Genomic DNA, 13,403 nt, shown 5'->3' on the forward strand with positions numbered 1-13,403 from the left:
CGTACCGCACTCGTTTGAGAGCGGCGCGAAGGTTCGGGGCTCTTGCTGCCCATGCAATCCTCGTTCCTCGAAGCGACGTGTGGGCGCGGGTGCGAAAGGCCTTGGGTCGACGCACCGCCCCGTTGCATGGAAGCACGGAGTGATGGCGGCCCGACCCACCCTCTACGCGCGGCTCGCCGCCTCGGCCTCGGCCCGGCCAGGCACCGGGGCGCTCTTCCTTTTTTGCACGGCTACGCACGGAGTTGCGCATGGGGCGATGGCGCTCGCCGCAGGCGCGCTCGTGCGGCATTTGGCGGGCTCTTCCGCCGACGTGAGCGTGGCCGGGCTCGGACCCGCGGGGGGAGCGACGATCGCGCTCGGGGGCCTCGTCGCCGCGTTCGTGAAGCTCGTCTCTGCCGTGGGCGCGGCCCGGGCGCGGGCCCAGCTCGTCGGTGCGGCCTCCGAGCACCTCCGCGAAGAGGTGCTGGAAGCACGGCTGGCCGGCGAGGTGAGCCAACCGGGGCACGACGATCATGGACCTGCACCGAAGTTGGCAACCGAGCGCGCCGCGCGGGACCTCGCCGCGTTGACCACACATGTGCGTGAAGTGGAGCTCGCGCTGGACGCGGGGGTGCTCCGAGCCGCGCGCGCCCTCTTCGAGCTCGTCCCGGTCGCCGTCGCGCTCGTGCTCGTGGATCCGTGGCTCGCGGCGGGCGCGCTGCTCGTGCTCGCGCCGTTCGGTGCGGCGCTGTCGAGGCTTCGACGCGGCCTCGGGGCGCGGCAAGCGCGTGTCCTCGTCGAGACCGAGTCCCTGCTCGCCGCGGCGGACGACGCGGTGACCCACGCCGATCTCTTCCGTGTCTACGGGGCCGAGGACAGGGCGCGCGCGACCGTGCGGTCGGCGGGGGCACGTGTCGCCGAGCTCGGGACCTGGGTCGCCGTTCGTGGGGCGCTGCTCTCCTCCGGGAACGAGGTCTTGGGGGCGCTCGCGCTGCTCGCCGTGGTGGCGGGGCAGGGGGCGCTCCCGGCCGCGAACCGAGCCCATGTGGTCCCGTTTTCTATCGTGTTTTTCTTGGCTTACAAGCCCATGAGGGACCTGTCCGACGCGAGGCTCGCGTGGTCGAAGGGGGAGGCCGCGCTCGGGGCCATCGCACGCGCCGTGGGGGGCGTCCTGGGGGCTCGCGGCACCGCCTCCGGGGGAGCTCCCCCTCCATCTCTCGCCGCCGCGCCCCTCGACGGGCTCGTCTGCCGGGGCCTGGTTCTCGCGCACGTCGGAGGGGCGCCGATCGATCTCACGCTCGCGCCGGGCGAGATCGTGGGGATCGTGGCGCCGACCGGTCACGGCAAGACGAGCCTGCTCCGCGTGCTGCTGGGGCTCTCTCTCCCCGAGCGAGGCGAGGTGACATACGGAGCGCGGGCGCTCTCGGCCGAGCTCGGGCCTCGTGAGCGACCGTTCGCGTGGGTACCCCAAGACGCCGCGCTCGTCGCGGGGACCGTGCTCGACAACGTGGTCCTCGGAGGTCGCGTCGACGAGGCCGCCGCACGTTCCGCGCTCGACTCGGTGTCGGGGGGCCGCCTCGGCGCCCGCGCGGACGGGGATCCTTCGGCGCTCTCGGGGGGCGAACGTCAGTGGGTCGCGCTCGCGCGTGCGCTCGTGTCGGGTCGGCCGATTCTCCTGCTCGACGAGCCCACGAGCGGCCTCGACGCGGAGAGCCAAACGCGAGTGCTCGAGGCCATTTCCAGCCTCCGCGGCACACGCACCGTCGTGCTCGTGACCCACAGGCGCGAGGCGCTGTCCGTGTGCGACCGGGTCTACGATCTCGAAGCGCGCGCGTTCGTCGAGCGAGGCCCTTTGGCAGGGGATGCACCCGTGCGCCAAACGCGCGCTATTTCTTGAGGCGGGCCTTCAGCGCGGCGAGCTCCGCGTCGACCTCACGCTCGACCCGCGCGGCCTTCTCGGCGCGCTCCTCGGCCTCGCGTTTGTCGCGCGCGGCGCGCTCTTCGTTGGCGCGCGCGGCGGCCTTGAGCTTGTCGTGGGCGGCTCGTTCGCGGTCCTCGTCGGTCGCCTCGGGCTCGCTCTCCGGTCCGGGGCCGAAGAGGCCCTCTTCGAGCTTCTTTCCGAGGCCTTTGGCCTGTTCGACGCTCTTCTTCGCGAACGCCTTGGCCGCGGCCTTGCTCTGCTCGACGGCCGCCTCTTGGGCGCGCTCGGCGAGCTTGTCGGATACCTTTTTTTTCCAGTCGTCGAAGATGCTCATGGCGCGAAACCGGTACGGCCCTCTCTCTTCGAGCGTAACGCCGCGCGCGAGCTTCGCTCGAAAATTCCCGCAGGGCTCCTCGGCTATTCTTCGGCGCTCCCGGCGTCTCGGTCGGCCTCGAGCTTCGGCGCCGCCTCCCCTCGCGGCGAGCTCCCCGGGATCTGGTACGGCTCGCCGCGGAGGCGCTTCATCGACGTGACCGCGCGCCACGTGAGGTACGCGCGGTTGAACGACACGACCTGCGAAGGCTCGAAATAGGGGTTTTGGATGCCGCCGAGCTCCGAGAGCAAGAGGACGAGCTCGGCCACGCTCACCGGGCAGCCCTCGAGGCGGATCCACGGGCGCGTCTTGGCCTCGAGCAGCTTCGCGCCCATCTTGGCCATCTTCACGTACATGTCCTGGTGCTCGACGGTGTGCGGGTCGATCGTGTCGCGGCCCTTGTACTTGTTCGACACCTGCACGAGCTCCCCGCCGATCATGCCCTCCCACTGGACGCAGTCGCCCACGAATACGACCTTCTCGCCGTAGCCCACGTCGAGCGGGCCCTTGTAGTGGCCGAACACGATGTGGATCTTCGGGAGCTTCTGGTCGCACTCCTTGTCGTAGAGCCGCAGGATCTCGATCACCTCTTCCATGACGCCGGGGCAGCCTCCCCAGCAGTAGGCGTCGTGGTCGTGCCCGTGCTCGGGCGGCGGGCCCGCGTAGGCCGAGATGCGCGTGCCCTCGAAGTACTTCTCGACGCGCACGAGGCCCACCTGAAAGCCTTGGGCGCGGGCCTTCGCCTCGTCGAGCGTGACGTCACCCGAGAGGGAAATTTTCGAGAGATCCGTGGTGCCGAAGCCGCGGTCCTCGGCGAGCGCGATGTGCTCGACCGAGCGCGGATCGAGGCCGATGATGGCGCACCCGACCGCGTCGATCGCGACCTGGTTGTTCCCCACGATGACGAGGTTCATGTCCCGAGGGATCGGGGTGAGCATGCGGCCCTCGCCCGCGATGATGCAGTCGATCACGACGAGCTGGGGCTGCACCACGTACTGGAGGTCGGCCACCTTGCGGTTGAGGGCGTGGTCGTGGTCGATGAGCCTATGCCGGTCGTCTTGGATGCCGATGTAGTTCTTCATCGAGAACGTGACGGTCGTCCACGGGTGGCTCTTGAACTTGGGGCAGTTCACGAAGAAATCGGCGCGCGCGACGGGCTCGGGCGTGAAGATCGCGTCGCGGAGGCGGCCCTCGTGCGTGAGCGGGATCTCGACCTGAGGCACCTCCTCGAAGAAGTAGTGCTTCGCGCCCACACGCTCGAGCATCGGCATGTACCCGGCCTCGTCGAACACGAACCTCGTGGGCACCGTGATGCCGCACCGCTCGCCCACCGCGAGCTCGGTGATGCCCTGGTCCTCGTCCTTGAGGGCGAGCAGCACACCCTCGACGAGCTCTTTGCGGGTGTGCGCGTGCTCGAAGAGCGGGCCCGCGGCGACCACGTTCGGCTTCAGCAGCGTGCGGCCCTTGGGCGACAGGCCGAGCTCGCGGATAGCGTCGCGCACGATCGCTCGGATCTTCTGCGGGTCGTAGCTGTCGCAGTGCCGGAGGATGACTTTGGCGTCGCGCGTGGGGTGCATCCGAGGATTGTCGAGAATCCTCGGGCGTCGCGCAACGCGCGTGTGCGGTCCCACGTTCAGGGAGCTTCGGCGAAGCGCGTGATCGTCTCGAGGACCGTGCGGTTCGCCGCCTCGTCGAGCCCCGAGAGCACGCTCGTGTGGGTGCCCCCCCGAACCGGGACGAGGCGCGCCGCCGGCAGGGCCGAGGCCACACGCTCGCCCATCGCGAAGGGCACGAGCTCGTCGTTCGTGCCGTGAATGACGAGTGTTTTCAAGGAGATGTGAGGGGCTTTGGAGAGCGTGTCGAAGCGCTCTTCCATGAGGAGCCCGACCGGCAAGATGGGCGCGAGCCGCTCTCCCATGGCCGTCATCGAGGTAAACGGCGAGACGAGCACGAGCCGCGCCCCGAGGCCCCTGTACGCGACCTCGGCCGCGACGGCCGAGCCGAGCGAGTACCCCACGAGGACGATCGGCGAGACGTTCCGTGCGGCCAGGGTGCGCACGAGGGCGATAGCGTCGCTCGTGATGCCGGCCTCGCTCGGGGCGAGCGACGACCTTCGGCCGTACCCGCGGTACTCCATGGCCACGAAGCCGAGGCCCTCCGAGGTGAGCGCCTCGCCGAGCGGCACGAGATCGTCCACCACCTCGCCGTTGCCATGGAACATGACCAACGTCGGCCGGCCCGGGCGCGCCGTGCGTTCGAGCGCGAGCACCTCGGCTCCGTCTCCCTGCAGCTCGAGCGTCCGGAAATCATGCTCGAGGGCCGCAGGTGCGGGCCGCACCGGGGCAGGGTAGAGGAGCTTTTTGTAGCCGAGGCGCGCGGCGACGCAGAGGCCCACGTAGGCGAGCGCGAGGGCCCCGAGCACGCGGCTCACGCCCCGAGCCACGCGCGCGCGCGTCACTTCGTGATGGCCTTGCCGCACGAGGAGGGAAGGCTCGCCGCGAGCGCGCGCCCGTCGATCGGGTTGAGATCGTCGACGCACTGGGCGCCGCCTGCCTCGGCCTCGCATTTGGCGTAGTCGACGCCGGCTTGCTCGGGGCCCTCGCACGTGTCGGTGAACCACTGCCGGCACGCCTCTTCGCTCTTCGTGGAGGTGGCGCCGGTGCCGGGCTGGAGGAAGCGGCACTGGGACCCGCCGTTGCACGCGCAGGCCTTGGCGCAGATGGCCTCTCCCATCTTCTCGCACTCGGACGGGCCACCGCACGCGCCGAGCACCCCGAGGGCGACGAGGGCGAGGCAGGCGAGGGCGAGGGTAGGGCGAAGGAGCGATGCGACGTTCATAGGGAAAAACCGGGCGGGGAGCCCTTCTTGGGCACGACCACGGTGCCGGGAGCGTAGCGCCTCCTCCCCCATTCGGCGAGCACCATGCCCGCCGTGATGGCGACGGGGAACGAGTGGTTGATGCCGTACATCGGCACGCCCACGATGGCGTCGGCGCGGTCGAGCGCCTCGTCGGGCACACCGAACCGCTCCGACCCGAACAGGAATACGACCCCCTCGGGGAACGGCGCCGCATCGTAGAGAGAGCGCGTCGCTCGGTCTTTTTCGATCGCGTAGACCGGCCGACCCTCGACGGCCTCGAAGAGGCCCGCCACGTCGGGCACGCGGACGATGGTCTCGTACTTCTCCATACCCATGGAGGCCTTCTCGTAGTGGGGGGCATCTCCCACCATGAAGATCTCCCGGACGAGGAAGCTATGGGCCACGCGCACGATGGCCCCCGCCGCGAACGCGTTCCCAAGGCTCATGAGGGCCACGGACACGCCATTTCGAAGCGGAGCGAGCACCTCGCGCAGCTCGTCGGGGCCTTCGTCGATGGGAACGGGCAGGGCCATGAGGGCTCTCTACCAGAGGGGAGGGGCTCGGTATTTCTCCATCTCTTCGAAGATGAAGTACCTTTCCGGCATGCGCTTCGTCCGCCGCCGCGCCGCCCTTTGGATGGTCTCGCTCGCCGTGCTCACCGCCGTAGGCTGCGGTCTCAGCTTCGGTGTCGACGAGCTCACCACGAGCGACGCAGGCCCCGACACGTCTCCGCCCGATCGGCCCGACGGAACGCTCCCGGACGGCGCGCTCCCGGACGGCGCGCTCCCGGACGGCGCTCCGATCGACGACGAGCTCATCGACGACGACGCGAGCTTCCCTCCCTCGAACATCGACGCCGCGACCGGCTCGTTCGTCCTGGACGCGGGCACGAGCCTCGGCGCGGCCACCGAGATGGTCGCGTCTCAGGGGGGCACCCTCACGGTGACGGCGGGCGATGGCGGCACCGTCGACATTCCACCCAAGGACGTCATCCTCGACCCGACCTGCTCGTGCCTCGTGGTCTCCGTCAAGGATTGGACGATCCCCACCGGCACGACCGTGACGATCACGCAGGATATCCCGGTCATCTTCGTCGCGAGCGGTGAGGTGAAGATCGACGGGACCCTCATCGCGAAGGTCACGACGGGGACGCAGACGAAGAACGACGGTTTCGCCGCGCTCGGCGTGGGCTCCGGCGGCGGAGGTGGCGGGAGCGCGACCCCTGGCGCCATGGGAGGACCGGGCGCCACGGCGGCCAACCCTCGGACCGACGGCGGAGATCCATACGTGCCCGGGCCTCGGCCGTGGCTCGGCGGAAAAGGTGGAGATTCGTTCGGCATCGACACTCCGCCCCTCACGTGCGGACGGGGTGGCATGGGAGGGGGCGGGCTCCAGATCTACGCACGCGTGCTCCGTGTCGGCGCTTCGGGGCGCATCACCTCGTCGGGCTTCGGAGCCGAGCGCGGATGCACGGGGCCCTACGGCGGCGGGGGTGGTGGCGCCGGTGGAAGCGTCTTCGTCGAGGGAAGGCTCGTACGCATCGCCGGGCAAGTGCTCGCGTCGGGCGGTGGCGGCGCCGGCGCGGGGTCGACGATGCCCGGGGCGAACGGCGGTGTCGACGGTGGTGCGGGGAGCGCTCCTGCGGCCGGAGCAGGAGCCGGAGGGAACGGCGGAGACGACGCGCCTCCAGGCGACGGCGGCGCGGGCAGCCGGGGTGGAGGAGGCGGGGGTGCTGCGGGCGGTGTCTTCCTCCGCGGGCTCAACGTCAAGACGGACGCGGGGACCTTCGTGCCCTCTGCCAAAGCTCCGTAACCCTTGCGTTTTCGAGGAAGGGGCGTGCCGTTCGATCGCGCCCACCGTCGCCCGCTCGGCGCGCGCGAAGCGTGGTAGCTCTGGAGGTTCATGAACGCCGCCAAAGCCGTCATCTTGGGCATCGTCGAGGGCCTGACCGAGTACCTGCCGGTCTCGTCGACGGGGCACCTCATCTTGGTCCCCCACTTGGCCGAGGCCCTCGCGCGGCACATGCCGATGTTCGAGGCCTTCGCGAAGGCCGGGGAGGCCGAAGAGTCGTTCGACGTGGTCATCCAGTTCGGCGCGATCCTCGCCGTGCTCGTGCACTACCGCACGCTCCTCCGCGAGCGCCTCTCGGGCCTCTTCCGCAAAGAAGCCGCGAGCCTGCAGCTCCTCCAGGCGCTCGTGCTCGGGTTCATCCCTACGGCCGTGCTCGGCCTGCTCCTCCGCAAGAAGATCAAAGCGCTCCTCTTCGGGCCGATGCCCGTGGCCGCCGCGCTCATCGTGGGCGGCATCGTCATGATCGTGGTCGAGCGCATGCGCAAAGCCAAGAAGACCGAGGGCCTCGTGGGCCTCGAGCACGTCACGCCGAAGCGCGCGTTCCTCATCGGTCTCGGGCAGTGCGTATCCATGTGGCCGGGCTCGTCGCGATCGATGTGCACCATCCTCGCCGGTCAGGCCACGGGGCTCTCGACGGCCACGTCGGCCGAGTTCTCGTTCCTTCTCGGGCTCCCCACGCTCGGCGCCGCGTGTGTCTACGAGGCCCTCAAGTCGCGGCACGCGCTGGCGACGGGCATCGGCCTGCCGAGCTTCGTGCTGGGCCTCGTCGTGAGCTTCTTCGTGGCGTGGGCCGTCATCGCCGGTTTCATCAAGTACCTGCAGAAAAACGGGCTCGAGCCGTTCGGGTACTACCGAATCCTGCTCGGGATCGTGGTCGTCCTGGTGATGCGCGGCGCCTGAGGGCGCGCCGACTATCCCCCAGCGACGGCTTCGGGCTAACCTAGGGCCTCCCACGAGCCTGCACGACATCTTCGACTTTCCCTGAGATCGGCGCTCTTCATGCGTTTCGCGCTCCCCACCCGGGCGGCCATCGGCCTCGCCTTCCACCTCACGCAGCGTCGGCTGCTCGTGCGGGTCGCGTGGGGCATGGGGGCGCTCACGGCGCTCGTGGGCATGGGCGGGGCGGGCATGCTGTCGCGTGGTGGGGAGCACCCGCCGCTCGTGCCGTGGCTCCTCCTCGTGCAGAACGCGCTCGCGTACGGGATCGCCGTGCTCGTGGCGTTCGGCGGGGCGACGCAGGCGTTTCGGCGCGATCGGGACGACGGTGTTCGCGCGCTCCTCCGCGTGAGGGGGCAGGGGACGCGTGAGTACGTGATCGCGCGGTTCGTCGCGCTGCTCCTCGCCGTGATGATCCCTACCGTCGGGGGAATGATGCTCACAGGCGGCGTGGCGCTCGCCGTCGCGCCCAAGGTCCGCGCGCTGCCCGAGGTCGCACGCGCCGTCGCCGTGGGTGTAGGCTTCTGTGCGTCGTTCTCGTTCCTGGTCACCCTCGTGGCGCTCGCGGCGCTCGGTGCGCGGGGCCGGGCCGGGGGCTATCTCGTGCTCTTGGCGCTCTTCGTCGTCCCCGATTTTCTCTCCCCGTGGACGGCCTCGCTCGTGCCGCCCGCGTGGTCGACGCTCGTGTCCTTGCCGGGCATCGTGGGCTCGGCGCGCGACGCGCTCTGGCCGGGCACGTTCGACGGGCCGCTCCTCGTTCGGTCGCTCGCGGCGCTCGGGCTCGCGTCGATGGCGCTCGCGGTGCTCGTGCGCGCCGAGCTCGGGCGGCTCGACTTGGAGAAGGCGCCATGATCTCTCTCGAGGGCGTCAAGGCGAAGCTCTTGCCGAGCACGGAGGCGCGGAGGGCCGGGATCACGACGAGCGCGCTCTCGCTCCATCTCGGCCCCGGGTGCCACGCCATCACGGGCGCGTCGGGAGACGTCGCCACGCCGTACCTCGTCCTCGCCCTCGCGGCCGGTGTGCTCTCTCCGCGCGCGGGCAAGGTCACCGTGTTGGGGCGCCCCGCGGGGAGCTCCGGCGTCGTGGCCGACGTGGCCTTCGTCCCGCGCCACGTCGTGCTCCCCGACGGCCTCTCCGTCGCGGGCCTCGCGGGCCTCGACGCGCGCATTCGTGGTCGTGTGCCCGTGGCGGCCGCCGATCGCCTCCGCCCGCTCGGGCTCGAAGGCCTCGTCTCGCGTCGCGTCGCAGCGCTCTCTCCTTCGGAGCGGAGGTCCTTGGGCCTCGCGCTCGCGTTGACGTCGGGAGCCAAGGTGCTCCTCCTCGAAGAGCCCTTCCTCGACGTGCTCCCTCAGGTGGCGGTGGCGGTCTCTGCCGAGGTCCGCGCGTTCGCCTCCGTCCCCGGGAAGGTCGTCGTCGTGGCCACCGCGTCTCGGCGGGACGCGGCCTCGCTCGGCGCGACGGCCTACGTGCTCGCGAACGAACGGCTCGTGCCCGCACCGACCTCGACCGACGCACGCGGCGCGGTCCTTCGCGTGGTGCTCGCCGACCCGATGCGCCTCGCGGCGGTGCTCGCCACGGAGGGCTCGGCCGTGTCCGTCACGGCGAGCGAGGGCGCCGTCGAGATCGTCACGAACGATCTCCGCGCCGCCGCCGACACGGTCGCTCGTGCCGCCGCCGCCGAGCCCCTCGGGGTCGTGTCGATGAACGTGGTGGTGCCCTCTGCGTCGATACCCACCGAGAGCTTCGGTACGGCGCTCCAGCGCGGGTCCATGCGTCCGCCCCCGCCCGCCCCGGAGGCGCCATGAGCTTCTTCGCGCTGCTCTCGCACCCCCTCGGTCGCGTCGCGCGTGCCCGAGCCGCGGCGCTCCCTGTGCTGGCGTGGGCCGTCTTCGCGGTGTTCGTCGCGGCGGTCGCTCGCACGCACACGACGCCCGTGTTCGATGCCCTCACGAAGGGCCTCGGCGCGGTCTCCTTGCCGCTGGTCGCGTTCGCGCTCTTCGGGCTCGTCTGCCCCGAGGGCACGATCGCCGGCGCCGCGAGGCCGCTCCTCTTCGTCGGCGCTCCTCACGCGCGCGCTCGCGTGGCCGTGCTCCTCGGCCTCGTCGGCACGACCGCCCTCGTGGGGGCGGCGCTCGGCGCGGCGGTGGTGCTCGTCGCCCATGGTCCGGCGGACCCTCCGCTCGGTCGTGACGTGGCCGTGAGCGCCGGGGTCTCTGCGCTCGGGGGCGCCGCGTACGCCGTGTACTACGCGCTCGGCGCGGCGCTCTTCGGGGCCTCGGGCCGAGGCACGTTCCTCGTGCTCGATCTGGTGCTCGGCGGCCTCGGCGCGGGCGCGATCCTCACCCCCCGCGGCCACGTCCGCGCGCTCTTTGGGGGAGCCCACGTGGTCGACCTCTCGGCGCGCGGGAGCTCGATCGTGCTCGCGCTCATGCTGGTCGTCTTCGGGGCCTTGGCGCTCGCGCGGAGCTCCACGCGGGAGTGAGCCGCGCGGAGCGTGTGGCCCGCTTTCGTGAAGAGTTACGGCTGCTTGCGGGACGCGAGCACGAACGCCAGCACGCTCTCGCCCTGCTTCTCGTCGAGCTTCGCCTTCTCGCGCATCTCGGCCACGATGCCCGGCCACTTCGCCTCGGGGATGGCGTCGACGTCGGGGTGATTGTGGCAACCGTTGCACTTCTCGGAGAAGAGCTTGCGCCCCTCGGCGAGCTTCTCGGGGGTCGTGCCCTTCCACTTGGTGGCGGCGGCCTCGGCCGCGGGCCCTTCGACCGGGGGAGGAACGACGCCCGTCTTCGGGAAGCCGCAGGCGGCGAGCGTCAGGAGCGAAACCGTGGCGACCGTGAGTCGAGTGCGCATGCCGGGCACCATGCTCCGAACGGCATGGCTTGGGAAGACCTCTCGGGTCGTGTGCCACGCGCCACGGGGCCGCCGAGCGGATCGCACCCTCCTACGCTCGCCCGTCACCGAGGCGCGCGAGCACGTTCTCGGGGATCGGCACCGGGGCTTTGTCGGGGCCGAGGATGACCATCTCGACGACCCCGGCGACGAGCAACGTCTCCCCACGGTAGACGTCCTGCTTGAAGGAGAGGCGGTACTCGCTCACGAGAGAAGGCGTCGTGCGCACGTCGAGGGTGTCGCCGAAGACGGCGCCCTGCTTGAACGACAGCTCGCACCGGTACACGACGAACCCGAGGCCGGCCTCGCCGAGCTTCACGAGCTCGCCCACGCCGAGCAAATGCTCGCGCGCGCGCTCGAAGTACTTGAGGTAGTTCGCGTGGTACACGAGCCCCGAGTGGTCCGTGTCCTCGTAGTAGATTTGCACCTTGTGGGACGCTGTGAGCACGGCGCGAGCCTATACCAGGCTTGCTTGGCCCGAGGTGAGCGCATCGGCGCGCCGCACCCCGCTCTTCCTCACGGGGCGCACGCCGACGCGTGGACCGAGGGGCGCTTGCCTTCGCTCGCGGTGAGGAGCTCGCGCCCGCTCGCCGAGTACGTGACGGCCTCGCCCTGAGGCTCACGCCCCGCGGGGATCAAGGTCGGCGGCGAGGCGAACATCGTCTCGAGCCCGCCCGTGAAGCGGTACTCGAACATGGCCGTGTACGTGCGAAGGGTGACCCTCTTCTCGCACGGGTGGAACGCGCCCCCCGTGACGAGGCCCCCTGCCTCGGCGGGCAACGTGAGCGTCGCGATGCGCGTGAGCACGGCCTCGGTCGCGCTCTTCGCGCGGTCCTTGTCGAGCAGGTAAACGCCACCCGTGCCGGTGGGGCTCTTCTCGACGATCACGAGATCGCCCTCGGGTGAGACGAGCAGCGCCTCGGCGTTGTGGGGCCCGTCGGGGTAGGTGAGCTTCGTGGTCACGGCGCGCACCGAGCCCCCAGGGCCCGAGGGCTCGGGTGTGCGGTAAATAGCGATGTTCGCTCGCTTTTTGTCGTTGTCGCCGATGTCGGCGAGGTAGAGGCAGGTCCCCTCGGGGCAGGGCCCGACGCCCACGTCCTCGATGTCGTTCGCGTCGACGCCCTCGAGCGTGTAGGTCGCGAGGAGCGCGCCCGTGCGATCGATCGCGAAGAACCGCGCACCGTCGCCCGAGTCGTTGTGGGTATAGAAGACCCCGTCTCTCGTGCGGCTCGCGGCGAGCCCCGAGAGCTCGGTGATCGCGTCGGTCTCGACACGCCCGACGGCCTCGGGATCCGTGTAGGATGCACACGCCCCGCACGACGTGGGGGCGCCGGCGTCGGGGAGGCCCTTGGGAGGCGGCTCGCTCGCCGAGGTGCACGCGACGAGCGCGAGGCACGTCACCCCGAGGGCTCGCACGATCGCGCGCGGCACGCGTTACGCTCCGGCCAGGGCGACGGCGTCGACCACGTCGGGGTGGGCCACGAGCTTCTTCATGCGCGCCTTGAGCTTCTCGCACACGTCCGCCCACTCGGCGCGCGCCTCGTCCGTGAGCGTGACGACCTTCTTTTCGGCGCGTAGGCGGGCGTAGGCCGCGTCGTCGGCGGCGCGCACGCGCTGGGTGAGCAGCGATCCCGTGGCCTCGGCCGTGCGTCGCACGATCGCGCGCGCCTCGGGGGCGAGCGAGTCGAACCTGCCCGAGCTCACCACGATGCCGCCGATGCCGTACGCGACGGGGCTCGGCGTGACGTACTCCAGGAGATCGGCCCACTTCAGCTCGGTCACGGCGAGGGACGACGCGAACACGACGTTGACGTGGGCCGGACGCGCGCCCCCGTCGGGAGAAGGCCCGGTCGCCGAGCGAGGGAGGAGCGCCCCCAACACCTCGGTCGTCGCGAGGGTCGGTGGCCGCGTGGTGGCGCCCTCGAGGTAGGCTCGCCCGACGAGATCCCCCGAGCGCACGAAGGCCTGCATCTTCCCGAGATCCCGCGGCGAGATCACCTCGGCCTCGCGCGAGAAGAGCCGCATCGCGCCCGTGTCGCCCTCGGCGAGCAGGCGCACCCCGGCCTTGTCGAACCCCTCGGCGGCGCGCGCGCGGATCGCGTTTCGTGCGCGATCGAGGCGCGAGTACCCCGAGACGAGCCCGGGCAGCTCGAGCGCCGCTACGTCGGGCGAGAAGGCCGAGAGCCCGGTGCCCGTGAGGGCCGCGCCGTCGAGCGCGCGGTCACGCACCTTGGCGACGAGCTCGGGCTCGTCCCCTTGAGAGCCGGCAAAATACAGGGAGATCTTGAGCTGACCGCCCGTCTCTTGGGCCACCGAGGCGGCCCACGCCGCGAGGGTCTTGCCCCACACCGAGTCGCGAGGCGCGAGGGTGCCGAGGCGGAGCTCGTCGGCGGCGCGCGCCGACCGCGGGAAGGCGGCGAGCCCGAGGGCCCCCGCGACGAGACCAAGCGAAGCGCGGCGAGAGATCACACGCGAAACGGTACGGAATCGCGCCCGGCCGAGCAAGCGGCCTTCCGTCACGGCATGGGTCGCACGCCGTTCGATTCAGCGCGATGGAAGAATTTTAGGGAATGTCGTCATCCGTGCGACGATGGT

General features: G+C 70.9%; 15 protein-coding genes. 6 read left to right on the forward strand and 9 right to left on the reverse strand.

Features of this window, described 5'->3' with window-relative positions; translation table 11 throughout:
* The first annotated feature begins 256 nt into the window (after positions 1-256).
* Positions 257-1,876, forward strand: coding sequence for an ATP-binding cassette domain-containing protein (locus tag IPK71_15660; GenBank protein ID MBK8215176.1), 1,620 nt, complete (start codon positions 257-259; stop codon positions 1,874-1,876).
* On the opposite strand, the gene IPK71_15665 is transcribed toward IPK71_15660, so the two are convergent.
* The 5 genes from IPK71_15665 to IPK71_15685 form a co-directional block, all read right to left on the reverse strand.
* Positions 1,866-2,234: a hypothetical protein gene (locus IPK71_15665; protein ID MBK8215177.1), complete on the reverse strand. Its 369-nt coding sequence runs from the start codon at positions 2,232-2,234 to the stop codon at positions 1,866-1,868. The two genes, IPK71_15660 and IPK71_15665, sit on opposite strands and share 11 nt — an antisense overlap.
* 83 nt (positions 2,235-2,317) lie before the next feature.
* Positions 2,318-3,850, reverse strand: a complete 1,533-nt coding sequence (locus tag IPK71_15670) for a DUF362 domain-containing protein (GenBank protein ID MBK8215178.1) — start codon at positions 3,848-3,850, stop codon at positions 2,318-2,320.
* Between the two features lie 56 nt (positions 3,851-3,906).
* Positions 3,907-4,704: an alpha/beta fold hydrolase gene (locus tag IPK71_15675; GenBank protein MBK8215179.1), complete on the reverse strand. Its 798-nt coding sequence runs from the start codon at positions 4,702-4,704 to the stop codon at positions 3,907-3,909.
* A gap of 23 nt (positions 4,705-4,727) precedes the next feature.
* Positions 4,728-5,111, reverse strand: a complete 384-nt coding sequence (locus IPK71_15680) for a hypothetical protein (GenBank protein ID MBK8215180.1) — start codon at positions 5,109-5,111, stop codon at positions 4,728-4,730.
* Positions 5,108-5,665: a TrmH family RNA methyltransferase gene (locus tag IPK71_15685; GenBank protein MBK8215181.1), complete on the reverse strand. Its 558-nt coding sequence runs from the start codon at positions 5,663-5,665 to the stop codon at positions 5,108-5,110. Before IPK71_15685 ends, IPK71_15680 begins: the two co-directional genes overlap by 4 nt.
* Before the next feature lie 70 nt (positions 5,666-5,735).
* Between IPK71_15685 and IPK71_15690 the strand changes: the two genes are divergently transcribed.
* The 5 genes from IPK71_15690 to IPK71_15710 all read left to right on the forward strand — a co-directional run bounded on the left by IPK71_15690 (position 5,736) and on the right by IPK71_15710 (position 10,401).
* Positions 5,736-6,944, forward strand: coding sequence for a hypothetical protein (locus tag IPK71_15690; GenBank protein ID MBK8215182.1), 1,209 nt, complete (start codon positions 5,736-5,738; stop codon positions 6,942-6,944).
* Between the two features lie 90 nt (positions 6,945-7,034).
* A complete protein-coding gene (locus IPK71_15695; protein ID MBK8215183.1) occupies positions 7,035-7,883 on the forward strand; it encodes an undecaprenyl-diphosphate phosphatase in 849 nt (282 codons plus the stop codon).
* A 99-nt stretch (positions 7,884-7,982) separates the two neighbouring features.
* Positions 7,983-8,771: a hypothetical protein gene (locus tag IPK71_15700; protein MBK8215184.1), complete on the forward strand. Its 789-nt coding sequence runs from the start codon at positions 7,983-7,985 to the stop codon at positions 8,769-8,771.
* On the forward strand, positions 8,768-9,724 hold the full coding sequence (locus tag IPK71_15705; protein ID MBK8215185.1) for a hypothetical protein: 957 nt from the start codon (positions 8,768-8,770) through the stop codon (positions 9,722-9,724). The genes IPK71_15700 and IPK71_15705 overlap by 4 nt, the downstream gene beginning before the upstream one ends.
* Positions 9,721-10,401, forward strand: a complete 681-nt coding sequence (locus IPK71_15710) for a hypothetical protein (GenBank protein ID MBK8215186.1) — start codon at positions 9,721-9,723, stop codon at positions 10,399-10,401. Before IPK71_15705 ends, IPK71_15710 begins: the two co-directional genes overlap by 4 nt.
* Positions 10,402-10,436: 35 nt before the next feature.
* Here IPK71_15710 and IPK71_15715 read toward each other — a convergent pair whose 3' ends face one another.
* The 4 genes from IPK71_15715 to dctP all read right to left on the reverse strand — a co-directional run bounded on the left by IPK71_15715 (position 10,437) and on the right by dctP (position 13,277).
* Positions 10,437-10,769, reverse strand: coding sequence for a hypothetical protein (locus IPK71_15715; GenBank protein ID MBK8215187.1), 333 nt, complete (start codon positions 10,767-10,769; stop codon positions 10,437-10,439).
* Positions 10,770-10,860: 91 nt separating this feature from the next.
* Positions 10,861-11,256 carry a YbgC/FadM family acyl-CoA thioesterase gene (locus tag IPK71_15720; protein ID MBK8215188.1) on the reverse strand — a complete coding sequence of 132 codons (396 nt, stop codon included), beginning with the start codon at positions 11,254-11,256 and terminating at the stop codon, positions 10,861-10,863.
* A gap of 68 nt (positions 11,257-11,324) precedes the next feature.
* Positions 11,325-12,239, reverse strand: coding sequence for a hypothetical protein (locus IPK71_15725; protein MBK8215189.1), 915 nt, complete (start codon positions 12,237-12,239; stop codon positions 11,325-11,327).
* 3 nt (positions 12,240-12,242) lie between these two features.
* Positions 12,243-13,277, reverse strand: a complete 1,035-nt coding sequence (dctP, locus tag IPK71_15730) for a TRAP transporter substrate-binding protein DctP (protein MBK8215190.1) — start codon at positions 13,275-13,277, stop codon at positions 12,243-12,245.
* Between the last annotated feature and the right edge of the window lie 126 nt (positions 13,278-13,403).

The organism is Myxococcales bacterium (assembly GCA_016712525.1).
In the GTDB taxonomy this organism is placed as follows: domain Bacteria; phylum Myxococcota_A; class Polyangia; order Polyangiales; family Polyangiaceae; genus JAAFHV01.

Excerpts from the sequence above, each read along its gene's own strand:
- IPK71_15685 (MBK8215181.1), bottom strand. The coding sequence starts at position 5,665 with ATGGCCCTGCCCGTTCCCATCGACGAAGGCCCCGACGAGCTGCGCGAG.
- IPK71_15665 (MBK8215177.1), bottom strand. The coding sequence starts at position 2,234 with ATGAGCATCTTCGACGACTGGAAAAAAAAGGTATCCGACAAGCTCGCC.
- IPK71_15705 (MBK8215185.1), top strand. The coding sequence starts at position 8,768 with ATGATCTCTCTCGAGGGCGTCAAGGCGAAGCTCTTGCCGAGCACGGAG.
- IPK71_15680 (MBK8215180.1), bottom strand. The coding sequence starts at position 5,111 with ATGAACGTCGCATCGCTCCTTCGCCCTACCCTCGCCCTCGCCTGCCTC.
- IPK71_15690 (MBK8215182.1), top strand. The coding sequence starts at position 5,736 with ATGCGCTTCGTCCGCCGCCGCGCCGCCCTTTGGATGGTCTCGCTCGCC.
- IPK71_15700 (MBK8215184.1), top strand. The coding sequence starts at position 7,983 with ATGCGTTTCGCGCTCCCCACCCGGGCGGCCATCGGCCTCGCCTTCCAC.
- IPK71_15660 (MBK8215176.1), top strand. The coding sequence starts at position 257 with ATGGCGCTCGCCGCAGGCGCGCTCGTGCGGCATTTGGCGGGCTCTTCC.
- IPK71_15670 (MBK8215178.1), bottom strand. The coding sequence starts at position 3,850 with ATGCACCCCACGCGCGACGCCAAAGTCATCCTCCGGCACTGCGACAGC.
- IPK71_15710 (MBK8215186.1), top strand. The coding sequence starts at position 9,721 with ATGAGCTTCTTCGCGCTGCTCTCGCACCCCCTCGGTCGCGTCGCGCGT.
- IPK71_15695 (MBK8215183.1), top strand. The coding sequence starts at position 7,035 with ATGAACGCCGCCAAAGCCGTCATCTTGGGCATCGTCGAGGGCCTGACC.
- IPK71_15715 (MBK8215187.1), bottom strand. The coding sequence starts at position 10,769 with ATGCGCACTCGACTCACGGTCGCCACGGTTTCGCTCCTGACGCTCGCC.